The sequence below is a fragment of the Candidatus Kuenenia stuttgartiensis genome (assembly GCF_900232105.1).
GTDB lineage: Bacteria > Planctomycetota > Brocadiia > Brocadiales > Brocadiaceae > Kuenenia > Kuenenia stuttgartiensis_A.
Map to the genome: position 1 here is coordinate 3,516,309 of NZ_LT934425.1, position 19,982 is coordinate 3,536,290.

The 19,982-nt window shown below is 43.3% G+C and carries 15 protein-coding genes and 1 pseudogene; 3 read left to right on the forward strand and 13 right to left on the reverse strand.

All coding sequences use genetic code 11. The features are described 5' to 3' along the window. The first annotated feature begins 324 nt into the window (after window positions 1-324). Both KSMBR1_RS16430 and KSMBR1_RS16435 read left to right on the forward strand, forming a co-directional pair. Complete coding sequence (locus KSMBR1_RS16430) at window positions 325-996, forward strand: heavy metal response regulator transcription factor (protein ID WP_099326288.1); 672 nt, start codon at window positions 325-327, stop codon at window positions 994-996. A gap of 2 nt (window positions 997-998) precedes the next feature. Then, on the forward strand, window positions 999-2,387 hold the full coding sequence (locus tag KSMBR1_RS16435) for a HAMP domain-containing sensor histidine kinase (RefSeq protein WP_099326289.1): 1,389 nt from the start codon (window positions 999-1,001) through the stop codon (window positions 2,385-2,387). Between the two features lie 283 nt (window positions 2,388-2,670). On the opposite strand, the gene KSMBR1_RS16440 is transcribed toward KSMBR1_RS16435, so the two are convergent. From KSMBR1_RS16440 to KSMBR1_RS16480, 10 genes are all read right to left on the reverse strand, one after another. After that, window positions 2,671-3,726, reverse strand: coding sequence for a metallophosphoesterase family protein (locus tag KSMBR1_RS16440; protein WP_099326290.1), 1,056 nt, complete (start codon window positions 3,724-3,726; stop codon window positions 2,671-2,673). Window positions 3,727-4,027: 301 nt separating this feature from the next. After that, window positions 4,028-5,560, reverse strand: a complete 1,533-nt coding sequence (locus tag KSMBR1_RS16445; protein ID WP_157820670.1) for an ArnT family glycosyltransferase — start codon at window positions 5,558-5,560, stop codon at window positions 4,028-4,030. An 87-nt stretch (window positions 5,561-5,647) separates the two neighbouring features. Further along, complete coding sequence (locus KSMBR1_RS21210) at window positions 5,648-5,800, reverse strand: hypothetical protein (protein WP_157820671.1); 153 nt, start codon at window positions 5,798-5,800, stop codon at window positions 5,648-5,650. A gap of 120 nt (window positions 5,801-5,920) precedes the next feature. Further along, complete coding sequence (locus KSMBR1_RS16450) at window positions 5,921-8,974, reverse strand: efflux RND transporter permease subunit (protein WP_099326292.1); 3,054 nt, start codon at window positions 8,972-8,974, stop codon at window positions 5,921-5,923. Next, window positions 8,971-10,080, reverse strand: a complete 1,110-nt coding sequence (locus KSMBR1_RS16455; protein WP_099326293.1) for an efflux RND transporter periplasmic adaptor subunit — start codon at window positions 10,078-10,080, stop codon at window positions 8,971-8,973. Before KSMBR1_RS16455 ends, KSMBR1_RS16450 begins: the two co-directional genes overlap by 4 nt. 4 nt (window positions 10,081-10,084) lie before the next feature. Continuing rightward, complete coding sequence (locus tag KSMBR1_RS16460; RefSeq protein ID WP_164995329.1) at window positions 10,085-11,524, reverse strand: TolC family protein; 1,440 nt, start codon at window positions 11,522-11,524, stop codon at window positions 10,085-10,087. 312 nt (window positions 11,525-11,836) lie between these two features. Then, window positions 11,837-12,559, reverse strand: coding sequence for a methyltransferase family protein (locus KSMBR1_RS16465; protein ID WP_099326295.1), 723 nt, complete (start codon window positions 12,557-12,559; stop codon window positions 11,837-11,839). Then, on the reverse strand, window positions 12,556-13,281 hold the full coding sequence (cmoA, locus tag KSMBR1_RS16470) for a carboxy-S-adenosyl-L-methionine synthase CmoA (protein WP_099326296.1): 726 nt from the start codon (window positions 13,279-13,281) through the stop codon (window positions 12,556-12,558). Before cmoA ends, KSMBR1_RS16465 begins: the two co-directional genes overlap by 4 nt. An 11-nt stretch (window positions 13,282-13,292) precedes the next feature. Beyond that, window positions 13,293-13,658, reverse strand: coding sequence for a lipid-A-disaccharide synthase N-terminal domain-containing protein (locus KSMBR1_RS16475; protein WP_197705235.1), 366 nt, complete (start codon window positions 13,656-13,658; stop codon window positions 13,293-13,295). A 192-nt stretch (window positions 13,659-13,850) separates the two neighbouring features. Further along, the gene (locus tag KSMBR1_RS16480; protein ID WP_099326297.1) at window positions 13,851-15,368 is read right to left on the reverse strand and encodes an ArnT family glycosyltransferase; all 1,518 of its coding nucleotides are present in this window, start codon (window positions 15,366-15,368) and stop codon (window positions 13,851-13,853) included. Between the two features lie 491 nt (window positions 15,369-15,859). Between KSMBR1_RS16480 and KSMBR1_RS23645 the strand changes: the two are divergent. Continuing rightward, window positions 15,860-16,082: pseudogene (locus KSMBR1_RS23645) on the forward strand (IS1634 family transposase); the annotation flags it as partial. Window positions 16,083-16,508: 426 nt separating this feature from the next. Here KSMBR1_RS23645 and KSMBR1_RS21215 read toward each other — a convergent pair. The 3 genes from KSMBR1_RS21215 to KSMBR1_RS16500 all read right to left on the reverse strand — a co-directional run bounded on the left by KSMBR1_RS21215 (window position 16,509) and on the right by KSMBR1_RS16500 (window position 19,532). Beyond that, window positions 16,509-16,721: a GIY-YIG nuclease family protein gene (locus KSMBR1_RS21215; protein ID WP_157820672.1), complete on the reverse strand. Its 213-nt coding sequence runs from the start codon at window positions 16,719-16,721 to the stop codon at window positions 16,509-16,511. Between the two features lie 714 nt (window positions 16,722-17,435). Next, on the reverse strand, window positions 17,436-18,218 hold the full coding sequence (locus KSMBR1_RS16495) for an OB-fold nucleic acid binding domain-containing protein (protein ID WP_099326300.1): 783 nt from the start codon (window positions 18,216-18,218) through the stop codon (window positions 17,436-17,438). A gap of 492 nt (window positions 18,219-18,710) precedes the next feature. Continuing rightward, complete coding sequence (locus KSMBR1_RS16500; RefSeq protein ID WP_099326301.1) at window positions 18,711-19,532, reverse strand: phosphopantothenoylcysteine decarboxylase domain-containing protein; 822 nt, start codon at window positions 19,530-19,532, stop codon at window positions 18,711-18,713. Window positions 19,533-19,982 lie beyond the last annotated feature (450 nt).

Sequence of the window (19,982 nt, forward strand, 5' to 3'; positions counted from 1 at the left end):
TACTGTCTGTGGTTCGAAAAACTCACCGAAAAAAAGTGACCATTTATTTTTTAAAAGTAGAAATATACCCTTTTGACATGCCTGGTTAAATCGGCTATCATTGATCTAAAACTGTTATCACTGGAGGCTGACATGGTACGTACGCTATAAGCTATGCGCTGAATAGTTACGATATCCCTCAGAGTTGATAAGAACACCCTATAAGACCTGTCGTTTGCCGTGACACGCTATTTTGCCTTTGCCAAATGCCGATAAATCGCAGTCAGTACCACGAGCATAGCTGATGGTACTGACTTATTAAGTTATTCAATAAGGTATGCAGGAATGAGAATTTTAGTAATAGAGGATGAAAAAAAGTTAGCCAACTATCTTAAAAAAGGCCTGGAGGAACACCATTTTGCCGTTGATACATGCAATGATGGTGAAGAAGGACTATTTATGATTAATTCGCATGCGTATGACCTTGTCGTCCTAGACATCATGCTTCCCCTGATGGACGGCTTTGAAATCCTGCGTACGGCAAGGAAGAGCGGCCTAAGAATGCCATTTCTTTTATTGACGGCAAAGGATGCCATTGAGGACAAAGTACGTGGATTAGACTTAGGGGCCGATGATTACCTCGTAAAACCATTTTCTTTTATTGAATTGACAGCACGCATACGGGCCTTAATTCGACGGGGAAAGGTCCATTATCAAACAAAATTAACGGTTGCAGACCTTTCTCTGGATTTAGCAACACACCGCCTTTATAGAAACGGAGAGACAATAGACCTTACCAATAAAGAATTTGCCTTGTTGGAGTTTTTCCTGAGGAATCTTAATATCGTATTAACCAGGACACAAATCACAGAACATGTATGGGATTACAATTTCGACAGTTTTACCAATGTCGTGGATGTCTTTGTGAATCGATTGAGAAATAAAATTGACAAAAACCGGGAAACCAAACTCATACACACCATAAAGGGTGTAGGCTATATAATGAAAGAGAAATAATTTTGATATCCTGGACAATTCGCACCAAACTTACCTTCTGGTACACCTGCATTTTGGGGGGTACATTATTCCTCTTTGGTATTCTCACGTATGTTACCTTTTCTTATGTAAACAGCAAAAGCATTGATATCGGGCTGAAAGAGGAGGCCGACGGCATTGTACATTATGCGCAGCTCAGTAAGAATAATCTGGAAGAATATGCAATCCGTATTTCAAAGGAAAGCGGAGAGGAGTGGGCACATGAAAAATATGTTGCAATTCTTGATCACACAGGAAATGTTCAATTCCTGTCGAGCAGTACTGCAGATAACTACCTGCATTTAAGCAGTCACCAGATAAAAGACATTCTTTCAGGAAAGCCCTATTACAAGACAGTTAAAAACGCAAAGGGTCATCCTTTGCGTATTATTACGATGGCCATGGATGATGGCAAACAAATGATTCAGATCGGATTTGTTTTTAAAAAGGATAAAACTTCAAGAACGTTTTTAATGCTGCTTATGTCTTTAGGAGGCTTTGCAATTGTTGGCAGTTTACTGGGAGGCCGCTTGATGGCGAAAAAGGCATTGAAACCAGTAGAACATATGATACAGGAACTTCGCAATATTCAGACTGAACACCTGAATGAAAGACTGACAGTCCACCCGGCGAAAGATGAAATGAACAATCTTGCAACCGTAATAAACAGCATGTTGTCCCGTCTGGAAGATTCATTTAGCCAGGTCCGTCAGTTTACCGCGGATGCCTCTCATGAATTGCGCACGCCGATAACCATTATGAAAACAGGAATAGAAGTTGCCTTACGCAAAGGAAGAACTGCGCTGAACTATCAACGGATTCTTGCCAATACGCTTGAGGACCTTGAAAGACTTTCCAAGATTGTAGAAAATCTCTTTATTTTAGCAAAGGCGGATGCAAAGCGATATGAAATGCATAGGGAACGGATGAATCTAAGTAATGTCATTACGGATATTGCCGACCAACTCATGCTCATCGCCGAAGCAAAGCATATTTCCGTATCAATAGAAAAGACTGAAGATGCATTTATTGCTGGAGATGAGCTACTAATGAGAATGCTTTTCCTGAATCTCATAGATAATGCCATAAAATATACCCCCCAGAAAGGTTCAATCAGTCTGACCCTTTCCAAAAACGCCGATTTTGTAAGAGTGGCTCTCAAAGACAGTGGGATAGGCATTTCAAGGGAAGAACTTCCTTATATATTCGACCGTTTTTATAGGGCAAATAAAGCCCGTAGTGCAGATACCAGCGGGGGAGGGCTCGGACTCAGTATCTGCCAATGGATTATCAAATCTCATCATGGCAATATCATTGTGAAAAGCAAACTCCATAAGGGCAGTACTTTTACCATTACCCTGCCTGCCTGTTAAAAACAGCAAAATGTTGAAAGATTAACTTTCTGTTTATTTTAGCTTTATCTTTATATTTATCTTACATAACGAAATCAGGAATCAAGTCCATCGCGCTTGGCGCATACGCCAAAAACCATGATCAGTATAATTTTTGCATCTCTCGGAGCTCGCGGGTCTTGCACAAACCCTGAACAATGGATATCATTCCAACATTGATCGGGAAAGCAGGGGGGGTATAAAATAAGCTTTTTAGATTTCTTTCTTAAGTGGGATTTTCACCGCATAAACACAATTATCCGTTTCAAGACAATAGGGTCTGTTGTATGCTTCGGCGTATACTAACTCCTAACCAAACAACAATAGTGATCAGTATTATATTGGAAAAAATTATTATAACAAAATGCCCTTTCATCCATGGATACAAATCAGCCAGGATAAACCGTTCAATCCTGTCTTCCAGGTCTTCGTTTCTGTTGATAAAGAGTATATTTTCAACAACCTTGTCCTCCGATACGTCGATAACCATTGCGTGGTGAAAACAGCCATATTTATTCTTTTTGAGGTGTGCGCCACCACCACCGGTAACCAGATACACGGTATTCCCTTTCTTTACTCTTGCGTACCCATGATAGTCGCCTGTTATTACATAGTCTGCATGCAGTTTTTCCACCAATGAAACGAACTCCTCTGAGCCTTCAAATTCTCTGGCATCGATGACGGAAGAAACCGGTGGCGGAATATGTGAAAACACAAATATCATCCTGTGTCGTGATGAAGCGTCTTCCGAAATGAGTTTTTCCAGGAACAGGAGACTCTCTTTTGTGGAATATGGCTTGTCAAGGATACGGAGAAAGACAAAGAGGCATTCCTGATAGGTAAAGGAAAAAATACTCGGGCCGTAGACCTCTTCAAATCTCGATATAGGAAAATTATTAGTATCGATATCATGATTGCCTGCAAGAAAAAAGGTTGGAAATGGAAATGCAATTTCCCTGGCCAACTCCGCCTTGAAATAAGCATGTTCACCTTCCGTGCCCCGGCGCACAAAGTCCCCCAGAAAGACAGCAAACGACAATGGTTCCTCTTTTAGTTCGTCGGCAATCTTTTCAAAGGTGCCAGTGCTTTTCGTATCACCAAAAACGGCAAACCGGAATGCTTCCTTAGGTTTTTCCTGTGTCAACACTTCTCTGACGTGCATAAAATTGCCGGATAACGGCGGGAGTTTCTCGTTTCCCTCAAAACGCTGCAAAAGCAAGGCATATACTTCAAAGGAGAAGAAGCATAAAATGAATAAAACAATCGGGACTGTTACCCTGAGAGAGGTTGGTTTTTGAATTAACTGGTGAATTCTCATCATGTTACCATTTCCAAAAGAGGATATTTGTCAGAAAAGTAGCTGGATAGCACATACGACAAAAGTAATACGCTGTCAGGAAGACGAGCAAGATTTCTATAGGAAATTATGATATAAGGCGTAATATTACATGAATTCAAGAAAAAAGAAAAATTAATTTTTTGTAATTTTGATAGAGGTAACAGGAGGATGATTTTATGGCAAAATGCATCTCTTGTGAAATTTAATGGTTAAAATACGTTCATTTTGCCATGAGATACCATATCTTGCGGTATTAACTGAGACTCTGAAACTTCAAGGCAATTCATGTGTCTTTCACACCAATAAGAAAAAGCATCTTCTTTTTATTATGTGCCTTCCGTTGAAGAATTAGCTTTTTTAGAAATGGTTCAGCATCCTTATAAATAGACTTCAGGTCATCTTCGCTGATAACTAAATAGGAATTTGCCTCTGCATTGCACAAATCTCGAATTGACAGGTGAGGATCTTTAGTATTTAACCTATGAATTCTTTTATATTGTTGTCCTACCCATGCCAATACCTCTGCGTCACCAGACGAGCAGTATATTTGAGCATTTAATCCGGTAACTTTATAAACTTCCTGTGCAAGATACATTTCTGAGTTTTTATATGGCTGGATTAGGGGCTGGATAGTTGTAAAGTAAAGAGGTATTGCAATTATCGGAAGAGGTATTATCAACCATGCCGCACGGCGTACTAGTTGGCTTGATTTACAATAATGGACAAGAGCGTTTGCAATACCAAGCGCAATGAACGGTTCCAGCGGCAAAAAGTAATGAGGCCGTTTTTTTGGAATGCATGAAATAATAACAAAAAGCGCTCCCGCAATTGCGAGTGGGGCAGAGTAACCACGACGTCTTAAATCTGCAATTGCGCAAGGAAGGAAAAGTAAGGGCGGCAGTGAATACAGAAACCCGTGACTCAGATAATAAAATGGGTTTCCGCTGTCCTTCTTGGTCACATTAAGATCCGGCTGAGAAAGTACATTTCTGAGATATTCCCCGTTGTCGCGAAGGTATGCAGGGATCGCCCAGATCGCCAAAACAGCCACAAGTGCAAAAGCGAACCAAAACCAATCTGACCGGGGTCGTTTGAAGTCTTGCCTGCGAATAGGGGCAAAAACCGCAAAAAGAACGGGCACAAGTACCCCATAGGGCCCCTTAGTTATTGCCCCAAGCCCTGCAAATAGTCCTGCGGAAACCAACCACAATACTCGTGGAAAGCCTATTTGCTTTTTCATGCCCAGCCCCAGGCAGAGGCACGACAACAAGATGGAGGCACACAGGATCATGTCGGGCCTTGCTTCGCGGGCCATTTTGCTATACCCTATCGTGCCAAGTAATGCTATGGCCCCGATCAATGCGGTGCGTCGGTCGAAAAACAGAAGCCCTATCCCATAGGTCGCCAGTATTCCTATCATACCAGCTACGGCGGAAGGCAAGCGTGCAATTGTCATACTAGGCCCACCCATCAAACGGGTGAGTAGCGCCGCCGGCGCATGCATAACCGGTGGCTTGTCATAGTATACTTTACCTAGAAGCCTTGGCACGAGATAGTCACCGCTTTCTGCCATTTCCCGGATAATCTCCGCATGGCGGATTTCACGGCTCGACCAATGCCTGTTCTGGCCAAGGGCCAGGAACAGAACCACTGCGGAGAGTATTGCCAATACGAATAAATCAAAAAATGGTGTTCGCTGTCTCCTAAAAATATTGATCATTTGAAAACCTCTTTTCCCGAAGAAACCGTATGTCAAGTTAGTCCCCCTTAATAAATGGGGATTCAGGGGGTTGTTTTCTTCTGGCGTTTTTAACAACCCCCTCCCTCCTTTTCGAATGGGGATTTGCTGCCATGTATGCCCGCTAACCCGCATAAAAAAAATGAAAATTCCTTTACAATGAACTTAGAAACTGACTTTGAACGCTTTTTGGCCGAGTTTATATGCGGCCGGCAGGACAACGAGTATAATAAGTGTTGAAGCAATAAGACCGCCAATAAGGGCGATTGCCATTATATCTCTTACAACCGTTGTTACCACCCTTCCACTCAATGTCATTAAGTTAAGCTACCTGCCGCAAAAGTCCCCCTTAGAAAAGGGGGATAAAGGGGGTTGTTTTTGATCAAATATCCTTAACTTAATGACATTGCTCTTCCACCTATAGCCGTCTCGACTGTATCACAAATTATCTTTGTCCTTGATCCTTGACAGTACCATAAGGAATACAGGAAGCACTATCAATGCAAGGGGCATCTGCACCACAAGGCCGGAGATGATGGCAATCGCAAGAGGCTGCAGCATGTCAGCGCCCTCACCGATGCCCCATGCAAGGGGAGCAAGGGCGAAGATTGCCGCAAGGGTGGTCATGGCAATGGGCCTCATTCGGTTCTTGCCTGCCAGGATCAGTCGTTGAGCTGGAGTAATGCCGCCACGCGGCAGATTACGATATTCCGAATAGAAGAATATCGTCACCTCGGTAACAATGCCCACGATCATTGTCATGCCCATCATGGCGGTGATGGTCAAATCGGTATGGGTGATCCACAACCCGATAAAGACGGCCACTAACGCGAGGAGGGTTGTCAGCATCATCGCTATGGCTGCCTGGAAACTCTCGAAGAGAAATAAGAGCAGAACGAAGATCAAAAGGACTGCTGCTACGAAAACAGTAACAAGATCTCTGAATGCATCCTGCTGCTGTTCGTATAAACCTCCAATTGTATAGTAAACGTCTTTTGGCAGGAAGCCGGGTTGATCCAGCGCCCTGATGACATCATGAACGGTGGATCCCATGTCTCTTCCGCTGATTCTTCCGGTGACAGCAATCATTCGTTTCAGATTATCCCGCGCGATCTGTGACTGGCCGGCAACCGGTTCTATATTGGCGATTCGTTTGAGTGGAAAGATATGCCCGTCCAATGACCGAAGTCTCAGGTTTCTAACGTCTTCTGTTGAAAAACGGTCCTCGTGCGGTATCCACGCACGCAATCCAACCATTTTCGGACCGGATTGAATATTGGTGGCTACGTTACCCCTCAAAGAGTTTTCCAGCGTTTGCGTCACCTCTCCAGGCGTCATGCCTTCCAGCGCCGCCTTTACCCTGTCCACATGAATTTCAATAGCGTCACCAGCCAGAACTATTCCATCACGGACATCTACAACGCCGGGTATGTCTTTTATCTTCCGGGCAGTTTTCCTCGCCAGGCGTTGCAGCAGGAGGCCGTTGTCTGAAAACAACTTAATTTCGATTGGTTGAGGAACGGCCGTCAGGTCTCCGATAATGTCCTCCATAAGTTTGGCCATCTCAATTTCTATACCGGGGACCTCATGCACTACATGGTCTCTGATTTCATCCATAACATCATCGAGACCGCGTCTTGGCATAGGTATTAGCCTGATGAAGAAATCGCCTTCATTGGCCTCAGTAATGAAACCACCCAAGCTTAGTCCGGTCCGCCGCGAGTATGTCTGGACTTCCGGAGTTGTCTGCAGGATTTCTTCCACCTGCTGTAGCAGCCGATCGGTTTCTGATAGTGATGTGCCCGATTTTGTGCGATAGTCCAGGATAAAGCCTCCTTCATCCATAGAGGGTAAGAAACCCGAACCCGTATGTTGATACGCAAAATATCCCAGTGTAAGAAAAGGCATGATTACCAGCGGGATTATCAACGGGTTCCGCAATATAATCCGCATCAGGGCATCGTAAAGGTTGTGTGCCGCGGTGGTCATGTGTCCTCCCTCCGCTTGTTCCGTGTCCTTTTGTTTCAGCAAATGGCGCCCGAACAGCGGCACAGCCAGCCAGGCTATTAAGAAAGAGACGGCAAGGCACATGGCCATCGTCAAAGAGAGCGCCTTGAAGAATGCTCCGGTGACGCTGTTGAGAAATGCCAGCGGCGCAAAGATGATAATTGTTGAGGCGGAAGAACCTGCCAACGGAAGGGTAAATTCGGCCGCTGCCTCATGAATGCGCTCCGCATAATGGCCGCTGCTTCCACGCAAACGCCTGATGATGTGCTCAATCATAACGATGATGTCGTCAATGATCAGACCTACGGCTGCCGCCATGCCGCCAAGGGTCATGATATTGAGGCTCATGCCCAGCCATGCAAGAATCTGTACAGTGGCAGCCAGCGACATGGGAACGGTTATCACAGCTATCAGGGTCAATTTCAGATTGCGAAGAAATATGAGAAGAACCAGTACCGCCAGTCCAATACCGATTCCAAACGCGTCTCGTACACTGCGCTCAGATGCCAGGATTAAATCGCTTTGATTATACCAGTTTGAGACACTGACATCCGGGGGTATAATCTTTTTTAACTCCTTGAGTTTTACCCTGCATTCATCGGTTATATGAACCGTGTTTCCGCCTGGTTGCTGATAAACCTGGAACAAAACCGCTTCGTGTCCATCCGCGTTCACACGCGTCCATTGCGGCATTGTGCCTTGGCTCACCGTGGCAACATCTTCCAGATACACCACTCCATTTATGTTGGAACGTAGTATTGTTCGTTCAATTTGACTGATGTCCCCAAACTGCGTATCGGAAAGTACAAGATACAGTTTATAGTTTTCTTCTATACGGCCCACGGCCTTAATGACGTTTGACCCGGAAACTGCTTTAACCACATCATCAATGGTTAATCCGAATGAATTCAGTTTTCTCGGATTTACAACGATCTGGTACTCCTCGACAGCGCCTCCCAACACACCGACACGAGCAACGCCCGTAACCGTTGATAAAACAGGCCGAATACGGAACAGGGCAATATCACGTAATTCCACAAGAGAACGTGTATCCGAAATTAAGCTGTACCCCAATACCGGAAATACCGTGGGATCCATTCTTCTCACCAGAAAGTTTATCCCGGTTGGAAGCGATCCACGCGTCTGGTTGATAGCCGATTCCACCTGAAGCATGGCCGATAGCATATCCACATTCCAGTCGAAATTTACGGACACGTTTGCGCTTCCGCGGCTGGTGTTTGACCGTACGTTACGCACACCGGGCACGGAACGTACGGCCTCTTCAACCGGCTGTGTAATCTCTACTGCCATACGTTCCACAGGGCAGTCTCCCGCCTCTATGTTCACAAAAACTCTGGGGAAATTCATTCGTGGAAAAAGGCTTATGGGCATACTCATTCCGGCGAAAATGCCTGCGGCTGCAAAAGCCGCCAGTGCGAAGAGGATAGACCGGTGATGACGCTGCGCCCACTGTGGGATTGTCATTGTTTCCGCTCCTCCACGACCGGCATACCATCAGATAACTCATAATTTCCCAACACTACTACAGGATCACCTTCTTTCAGCTCTTTTGAGATTATTTCCATTTTCCCGGAAGTTTCCAATCCGATTTGCACCAGATGTCTCACGGCATGACCTCCCATGACCGTAAAGAGACTATGTCCGCCGCTATCAGGCAGAATGGCTTCGCGAGGGGCCAGTAAGGCATTACGGGAACTTACGATAATCTTCCCTTCGATGTAGTCATTGAGCAGCAATTTACCTTCGGACATTGGCTTAACCATCACACTGACGAGACGTGTAATGGGATCGACCCGGCGGGTAATTGTCTGGATGGTCCCTTCAATAGATTTAGAGTCTGGTGCAAGAATGGGTTTCAATTTTACCGATTGACTTTTCTCAAGCCGGTTAAAGTCATCGGACTCAACCCCGAGGCGGACAATGATCTGGTCCTCATTCGCCAGTTGCAGGAGGTTTGTGCCCGCCGGCACGGTTTGACCCGGCTGCGCTCCGATGAAATACACAATGCCTGCTGAATCAGCCCTGATTTCCTTCATCGATTCAACACCGCGCTCTTTTAAACTATTGAGTTTCTTTTCAGCCAGACGGCTTCTGAGTTGTACCGGCACCATGTCCTGCTTTGTAGATAACTGTAACTTGATGCGATCGCTCAGAAGCGCCTCTTCCAGACGCACGGATTCAAGTTCGTCCTGTGCCTGTTTGAATATTAACTGTGTATCAGGGCTGGGCTTGATTATAAGTAACAATTCACCGGGGTTAACAACCTGTCCTGCCGTTACCAGCACCCTGGTGATAATACACTCAAAGGTAACATTGTATATTTCAATAGTACTCGGAAGCAGTTCCACTATTCCATACGCCGTAAGCGTTTCGTTAATACGGCCATAGCTCAACGGAACAGTTTTAACTTTTGCCACAGGAGAACTGTCCTCTACGATTACCTGACCGGCGCCTCCGGATACTACGGTTGGCGGTCCAGGCTGTCTACGCCACCAGTATAATGATAACGACACGATAGCCACGGTTATCGCTATTCCAATTGCCACTTTTACTCGTATTCTTTGAGTCATTGCGCTATTCCTCTATACTGTATATTCCGACGGCAAGTTCAAATGCGAAACGTGAATCCGCCAGTTGTTGTTTCAGGAGAATCAGGTCAATACGTTTTTGCGCCAGGCTGCTCCATGTATTGTAATAGATAACTACATCTGAATAACCTTGTTCCAACGCCTGCCGGTAAGTGAGAAGGAGCTTTTCCAATACTTGAACGGCCTCTTTGGAGGCAGTAATCCTGTTGTTGAGAGAAAGCATGATTTTTAAAAGTTTGGCGGCAGTTAATCGTGCCGCAAAAACACTGTTAACATATTGATCAAAGAGTTGTTTTCTGGTGGAGCGTTCGAAAGCTATCATTCCCTGATTGCGATTAAAGATGGGCACTCCTATGGTAATACCCGGACCGGCGTTATAGAAACCGCCAAAGTCTTGCGCTTGATTGACGCCCAGGTTTATCATCGGGAACTGTGTAAGAATCGCCTCCCTAACCGTCGCTTCCTGGCTTTTGTAACCTTGGCGTAATGCTAGCAAATCCAGCCGACGTGTATCAAGGCTTGCAGTCAACTGTTCGAGTGATGAAATATCAATGTTATCCATCAATTCAATGTTGTCCTGCAATTTTATCTCATAATCGGGAGGGAGGCCGAGAAGCTGTTTCAACGTCAGGAGCTGCTGACCCGATTCCTGTGTGATTTGTAACAATGCAACTTGCGCCTGATTATAGGCAGCCTCGGCTGCGGCCAGGTCAAGTTTTGTAAGAAGGCTATTCATAACCGCCTGACGAACACGGTGGACATTTTCAGATAATAGTTGTTCCATTTCCTTTCTGACCTGAGCCTGTTTATTCAGGGCCAAAAGTTGGTAAACGGCCATACGCGCCCCCTGTGCCACCTGCATCTCCTTCCAGGCAACAGCAAGATTTACTTCCGCTTGTTTTGCGGATGCCGCATCCACCCTGGCGGACCGGCTTATCAGGGATTTAATATCCCAGTTGAGATTGGTTGCGAAATTGTTTACGAGACCCTCTGTGGGCCCCCCGGTGGGAAAATTTATATTGTAAGAGAATTGTGGATTCGGCAATAACCCGGCCTGCAGCAATTGCGCCCCTGCAAGGAGACGGCGGTCTCTCTCCACCGTCAGGGAGGGATCCAGCAGGACGGCCAAAACTGCCGCCTCATTCGGTGAAAGTCCGTCACGGTCGTCAAAGTCTATAGGTTTCAGAACAGGGTGATCAATAGATCCGGCCATAATACAAATATCCTTTGTAGAAGGAACGGTAAGTTTCTCCTCTACGACCGCCGAGGTTAGATATCTTGGATGATACGAAGCGCATCCGGAGAAAACCACCGCCGGAAGAAACATCCAGGTAAGTATCTCCAGGCCCTTAACCCAAAAATTCTTATGTCCTGTGAAAAACAAAAAGAACTTTTTATAACCTTGTAATACGGCTAAACTCTTCATTTCGTATCCCGATTGTATAGGAATATCCATCTTGATTCTAAGACCTTTAGGATTTCAGCCTTTTGTATTTTGTATTAAAGGTTGACGGCATTTATTGTCGTAAATGAAAGGTTTTTATTGGCCAGCAGGATATCGTAGAAGGCCATTTTTAGTTTATAGATGATGTCTGGCTTTGTGCTTTCCAGAGTGAATTTCAGTATTTCTACATTCTTCGAAGCAATGTTTTTACGTGTTGACCGTTTGCCTGGGTATTCTACTCACTGGGTAAATTCCAGCGTTGTCTTTGCCGTCCCAAATTCACTCACACACTACTCACTTCAATCTCAGTATTTTGCTCTTTTTCAGGTGCCAGGCAGTACAAAACCCTAAAAATACCATCAGAAGAAAAACGGACAAGATCAATAATGTGTATTTACTTGTCTCATAGCCCCTGCCAAGGTAGATATTCTTAATAATGAGAAGGAGTACGCCGGTTATCCATAAAAAGGTAGTAGTATATTCCTTGATAATAAGCCTTCTCCAACTGAACTCCATACTTTGAATGGTGGTAAGCAGGCCTGAAAAGTCCGGAATAATCCTGTTGACCCGTTTACAGTAATCCTTGAACTCTTGTCCGAATTTATTTTCAAGGTAGTTCTCCTCTGAACATATGATTGCCATATAGGCAAACAGGAAAAACGGTATACCAAACAAGACAAATAGCAATGAGTTTGCGACGACGCCAATACCCGTGAAAATCAAAAGATTTCCCAAATAGAGGGGATTTCTGCAATGGGCGAACATGCCGTTTTGCACAAGTGTTTTCGCATATACCCGTTTATTCTTGCCACCACGCTTGATGTAGTCCAGTCCTATTGTAAGCGCCCGTAATGCCTGCCCGCTTAATGCCACGATAATGCCAATGACAATTTCCAGGTTTTCTATGAGTTCGTTTTCACATATCGGCCACGTTCCCTCAAAAAAAAGCAGCACAAATACCAATGGAAAAAGGACATTCCGGTATCGAAAAAAGAACGTACCTATTGGAATCATCATTTTACTGCCACCATTCCACAAAAGTTATACCACTTGAAAAATACGTCACAATACCGGAAACCTTCCTTTAACAGAAGTTCTCTGTTTTCCAGGAGTTTATATGGAATCAATACATTTTCAAGCGCCTCACGTTTCTGGGAGATTTCCAATTCGCTGTACCCATTTCGTTTTTTCATATCATAATAGTATTTTATAAAGAGACGGTTGAATAACGAATCTTCCCCGAGCACTTTTTCTACAAGGATAAGGCATCCGTTTTCATTTAATCCCCTCACTATATCACTGATTACTTTGTCCCGTTTTAATGGTCTGATGAATTGAAGCGTTAAAACCATGAGTACCACCGATGCATTTTCGACCGCAACGCCGTGATTCAAATCGCTGCAGATCAATTCGTATTCTCCGGCAAAACGGCGCTTGGAGAGAGTCTGTTTGCACCTGGCAAGCATGTCCTGCGAGGAATCGATACCAATGAATTTTACTTTACGGCTAATATTTTCACCTATATTGATGAGGGTGGTGCCGGTTGAGCAACCAAGATCATATACATTCGTTCCTTCGACAGCAAAATCAACGGCCATTTCCACGATCATCCTCTGGATTTCCTGATAAAAAGGAATAGAACGTTCCAGCATATCGTCAAACACGGAAGCGACCTTCTCTCCAAAGACAAAGTCCGCCACTGCCGGCACATTGTCTTTGAATATTTCATCCTTTGACATAGGCGAATTCCTCAACTTTCCTCAAGCGGAGTTTGCGTGGAAGCGGATGCCGTTGCCGCAAGCTTATGCTGCCTGATCAAATGGAGATTGCGCATATAGATCAGAGAGTTCGGCAGGTAGGCTAATATGCCGACAGGACTACGTTCCATAATCCAATAAACGCACATGATCATGCTTCCCGCTATACTCCAATACCAGAATGATACGGGAATGACACTCTTTCCCTTCTTTTCCGAGGCAATCCACTGTATAAAAAACCGTGTGGAGAAGACCGCATTGCCAATAAACCCAAGTATCGTAAGGTAGCTCCAGTCGAGTCCGAACAGGCGATGTTGTTTGCCAAACCAGGTAACAGCCAATGTCATATGCTCAACCATAAAAAATTCTCCTTGTTTTTAAAATTTCTTATTAATACATTCGCCCTTTATCATCCAATTGCACAATCAATGGATCAAAAAAAACTCCAAAACCTAACCCAATCACCGTTATACTGCTGTCCGGCAAATGCAACTATGACAATACTTGTTCTTCAGAAAGAACCGTAATTGTATGCATGTCATAGCTTTCAATTATTTCTCACTTTTCAATACAATGTATGCGCTATCCCGGTCTACAATATGGAAGCTATTTCTCAGCAACCAATCCTTTTTTTTCTGAAAGGAATGCAAAGTCATTACAAAGTAAATGGGTTTTCCCTTGTCGAAATTGGCTGTTTGAAGTGATGCATCCGGGTTTATTTCTATTACATTTCTGTCGCTGTAAAAGACTAAGCTCGGCAATGTCTTGGCATAACTGAGAAGAGTGCAATCATTTGTTTCATACAGATGGCTTTTATTAACAATGTCCCTGGTAGAACGAAAGGTTCCCACATATGTCACTACAAATATAATAACAGCCAGGAGGAATAAACCATGCGTGAAACAATACACCTTCAGTAACGATAAAAAGCCTTTTTTGTAATAAATGGCGTAAAACGCGGTCGGTGCTACAATGAAAAGAATCATAACGGGAATGACAACATGATATGTTGGCATTGTATAATTCGCGGGAACCCACTTTGACATGGTGGAAATCAAAACCATGGGGAGTGCTACTGAAAACCCCAACGAAAGCCATGATATCCACCGAATACTTTTTCCTGCGATGCCTTCTTTTTCCCATCGGTAAAGCGAAATAGTGAGCAATGCAATGGCAGGAGAAATGGGAAGAATGTAGGTCATCAATTTCGAGCGCGAAAGGGAAAAAAAGACCAGGGCAAGGACAAACCATATGCAAAAAAAATATACTCGTCTTTTTTCCTCAACAGGCAAGACAGTCCGTTTTTTGAAGATATTGAAAAATACCGCGCATAAGAACAACGACCATGGAAAATAACCCGCCAGGATCACCGGCAGGTAATAGTAAAATGGCTCCTGATGGGCATAACCATGAATAATCCGTCCTGTCGTTTCCTGTGTAATTAATCCGAAAATCTGTTTCGTGCCTAAAGAGAGCCAGAAAGGGATACCCCATGCACAAATAACGCCCAGAAAAAGCAGGAATCCTGGTAAATACCAAAGCTTCCTGACAAATCGAAGGTCGCGCATCCATGCGAGAAAACAGAGTATGGTTAAAACAACCAACAGTACCCCTACCGGCCCCTTTACGAGAAATACCATGCCCAGTAAGAAAAAAAGAAAACATTTTCTGGGCATGTTCTTGTTTTTTTCCGTGTATTCAACAAAGAAAAGGTACAGGCTGGCGCTGATAAAAAAGGTAAGGAGTATGTCGGTAATACATAATCGGGAAACAAGGAAAAAGAGAGGGCTTGATATTAGAACCATACCTGCCCAAAAGCCACTCTTACGGCTTTCATACCTCTTCCCTAGCAGGTATGTTATCAATACCGTACCAATAGCCGCCATAGCGGATGGGAATCGCGCACCAAATTCGTTTATTCCAAAGACCTTATAGGAACAGGCAACCATCCAATAAAAGAGCGGTGGCTTGTTAATACGTGGTTCCCCGTTAAAAAACGGTACAATCCAGTTGTTGTCTAACACCATTCCCCGTGCAGTGGCGGCATAACGAGGCTCATCGGGATCCATGAGCGGTATTGCCCATGTATAGAATAGGAAAAAAAAGAGGCCCAATAAAAATAGACAGAGAATGAAAGGAATGTCCTTTTTTGTTATACGCACTAAAATACCATTTTAAAAAATAAGGTGCCCTATTTAAGTATAATTTTTATGATTTTTGGCAGTATGTAGACACTTTTGCCAGTTCTTAATGACCCAAAATGATACGAAACATATGCAGGCGAACCTGAAAGGATCGCACTACGGTAACTTTTACTATAAGATATGGTATATGAATACGAGATTAACGCAGGATTACATTTTTGTAATTTTAGAGAAGTAAACAGCGGCAAGAAAATTAAGCGTAAAAATGTCATTCTTAAAATATTCAGATGTATTAAGGAAAAGCAGGTTCAGGCTAAGATGCCAACAAAAACCGACCTACCAATCTATGTACGCAGTTTCTGACGCAATTCGAGGGATAGATAAGCCGTTAAGCCAGTAAATACCAGGGGTCATCCTTTGAGGGTAGCAAAAGAGGGAGCAAGGAGGCCCGGCACTACAAATCAAAAGAGAGCCGTAATGATTGTCCGTTAATTACGCTATCCCTTACCGTTGATGAAGAGGGATTTTCCCAAACAGAGCAAGGTTTTCGGGGGCAATGCATCAGAGCCTGATATCCTGAAAGATATTTTGGCGGGATTAAAAAAAGAAGTCGGTATGTTTTCAAATTATGTAACTATTCAACGTAAACATTACTCGACTCCTGGCGGGTTCAGGTTGCAAACCAATGTCATTAAGTTCTGCTACCTGCCATAAAAATCCCCCTTAGAAAAGGGGGATAAAGGGGGGTTGTTTTTAATCAAATATCCTTAACATAATGACATTGGTTTGCAACCTGAACCTATGAGTTTATGTGTATAATGTGGCCATGTACTGCGGTAAAATTCCAATGCCCAAAGCCCGAAATCCCAAGCTCGAAAATAAGACTACAAAAATAGTTTAAGTACAGATACTACAACACAATATGGTTATAAAACCATTTTCATAGTTTCTGGGTATTGCAAATGTAACATGATGACTGGTGACTTATTTTGTCCTTACAAGGGCATCAGCTTGTCATTACAATGGACTCGGCTTGTCATTGCGAGGGTCTTTTCCGAAGCAATCTCATAAACCATCATAGAGATCCTTCCCTCCTGCATTCATCCCATTAATTAATTCTATTTTTTTAGCCCTTGAGCCACCCTTAATTTGCTTCTCCCGCGATATGACGTTTCTTACGTCACGAAATATCTCGTAGTATACTGATTGCTTCGGAAAAGACCCCTCGCAATGACAAGCTGAGACCCCCCTGCAATGACAAACTGATACCTTTGCCATTACGTACCCAATCAGATACTTCACTATGTTCAGTACAAGGTTTGAGAACGAGTTGTGCTTCGGTAGTTTAATGGATTACGCTGAATAGTTACGTTTTGTTTCGTATTTCGTATTTTTTATTTCCTGTTTGTTTGGTTCTGGCTATGCCAGCTTAGGGTAAACACATCTTAATCATTGTAAAATCAATGATATATATATATATGTTGCACGGTATATTTATATCACTGCACAATGTGTTGGGGATGGCGGCGGGTTTTTATTTATGGCAACTTCGTCTTCGTGGATAGGGAGGAGGATATTAGCGGTAGCTGCAGGGAGAAAACTGCCCTGAGCGTCCGAATACTACAGGCCGGGTTCAGATTTGCAATCTGAATCCACTTGATGTTTTTTATCTGTGCTCATCTTCGAAATCTGCCGGGGAAAAAGTATTTTCAGGCGAATGGTTGATTGCTTTATTTACAGGAGCAGCTATGGACATAGTTTTCGCCTGTTTAAAAGAAAACAGGCTGTCCGTGAATAGAGAATCCCGCAAAAATCCAGCTGTTAATATATGATGACTTATTATAGAAGAAAATTGCGAAAAACTGAATTCCCGGACAGCCTGAAAAGATAATAAAGAACATTTTGCCTGTTAGGCAGTGAATACATTACGAAAGAAAGTTTGTGCCATTACAAACCACTGAAATCCATCCTTAACAAACGTGGCTTCCTCCGTTATTTCTTCACTGTGGCTTCTTCCACGATTACATTATATTTATAACCGCTGCCAAAATCCTTATCCTTATAGAGAGTGCCGCTTACCGTAACAATATCACCGACAGAAGGTTGATCTTTTGTGGTGACTACGAGGTCTGTATTATTCTTATCCTGGCTTCCGCTTCCGTCCTGAAGATGCAGCCAGTTCTTACCCATAATGCCAACAGAAACTTTAATTACTTTACCCTTCACAATGACCTTTTTATTGTTAAGCTTCTTGCTGTTTTCATAAAGTTCCTCTACGGTATAAGCGTCCGCCCCTGTAGCTTTTTCCACAGAGATATTTTCATTTGTTGTAACGCTGATGCCCTTGCTGCCTTTGGTAGTGTATGAAGGAGCTTCTTGCCCTGAATCCGCCAGACCGTTGGAAAAAATGATTTTGTCAAATGTTCTGTTCAAGGTCTTGCTTTCAAAGCCGGTCATTTCAAAACCTGGTTGCAAAACAACTTCCTGCCCCACGGATACGGTTGTTTCCGGTATGGCTACCCATGTTTTTTTCCCGTAGTCATCAATGCAGAGATACGTATAGCCGCCACTGTTCATTGTTTCTGCAATTTTTCCGGCAAGAAAATAGCCGCCCTCGTTTTGCGCTTCATGCGAATGTTCCTGTGAATAATTACTATGTGTATAGTCACGAGAGGGTTCTTCCACCGATTTCATTTGATAGGCAAAAGTATTTTCTGCGATTATTACGGAAGATAATGTTAGCGATAAAGCAAATACAAATACAATCTTTTTCATTATAAAGTCTCCTACTCTATTTTACTAAGTTTTCAGGTGAAATAATGTACTGTTTAATGTATTAACGTTAAGCTGCAACACTTGCAGACTCCATTCGGCGGAGCTGTTATGCGGCAAGCAAGAAAAAAGGTTGTTTTTCAGCAAAAATACTGCAGTACGTAATGAAATCGGCCAATGAAAAAATGATACTCACTTTATCATGATAAAACAAGAATTTTATTATCCATTAATTTGTTGCAGGTTTGTCTATTCCGCCTCATATTTCATGCATACATGTTTTCAAATAGGAGAGGCGTAAAGGGTAAAATTACACTGCGTGCATGGCCGCAACCAGGACAACCCTGCACCTTCTCACCTTAGCAACCGGGGAATTACCAGAGTAGGGGAGAAGCATTTGACTGTGTACAGTAGACTAGTTCAATTAGAGTGGAGTTAACGCGTGTGCAGCAACATTTTACGTCCGAATCTTATATACAGGCAAATGTTTCGCCCCTACATTTCTAAAATCAGATTTGTTTGACTATATATTATGTCTATGAGCCTTTCTGCTATATCTTGTTTTGTATTGCACGTTGCCACCAGTTCCTGATGTGAATTAATGATATAACCGGGATGTTTATCCCCTAAAATCTCATGCTGGTCATTTGCTACCACAAAATCCGCTTTATTTTTCAGCAAGGAGGCATAGGCCCTTTTCATGAGTTCATCATGGGGAATCCCCGCTTCTAATTTAAAACTGATGAGCAGCAAACGGGGCCAAAGCTCTTTTATTAACTTTATTATTTTCGGAGTTTTTATAAACCGTATGGTAATCTCATTGCTATGGGAAGACACTTTTCCTTCGACCGGTTGTTCAGGGATATAATCCAGCACCGCCATGGCGTGGACAACGGCGTCAAAGACTTTCCCCTGTAAACCCTCCCGGAATAATTTTGACAGATCCTGTATCGTTTCTATTTCAATGAGGGTAAGCCGGTTACCCGTTTCTTTTCCTAAGCAAGTAACATCAGGAATAATACTTCCTGTGCCATACGCCATTGTGACGTCAGCCTCCCTTTTAAGCGCTTCGGTTGCTATTGCAGCCCCCAATCTGCCGGAAGATTTATTGCTTATATATCTGACGTCGTCTATATAACCCCTTGTAGGTCCTGAAGTTATAAGTATGTTTAACCTCTTTTTATCTTCCATCTGCTTAACGCGGCCTTTTAAAAAATTTGAGCGATTGGCAATAAGGTGATTTTCTGAAAAACTCTGTGAAAAACATGTTTTCTCCACCAACGTGGGAAGTGTATCAATTTGACAAAGCGGATGCAAGGTCCTGCTTGCCGTTATCGGCAATATAGTACAAGGCAAGTGGGATTGTAACACTTTCGTTTTTTGAAAAACGTAAGAGCGAGAGACGAAGCACGAGAGACGAGGGATGTCCGTTGTACCAGCATCGTACGGAAAACAGCGCTATTATTGGAATTTTTCAAAAAACTAAAGTGTTAAAGATTGTTGCAATAATCATTGTTCCATTTATGGTGTATTATGGCATTTTTTATTTGCAAATAGGGTGTTGGCATAGTAAAAGAATAGCCAAAGCATCCAAATCCCATTTTCCCTTAATGGTGAAATCCGAAATTCAAAACAAATTCCCATTTCGTGCTTGATAGGTTCTGGCTATGCCAGCTTAGGGGGAAAGGAGTCCGGGCAACGATAGAAAACATTAGGTTTTTGTTACAAATTGAACCTTCAAAATAAAGCGTTCGTATTTTTGATATG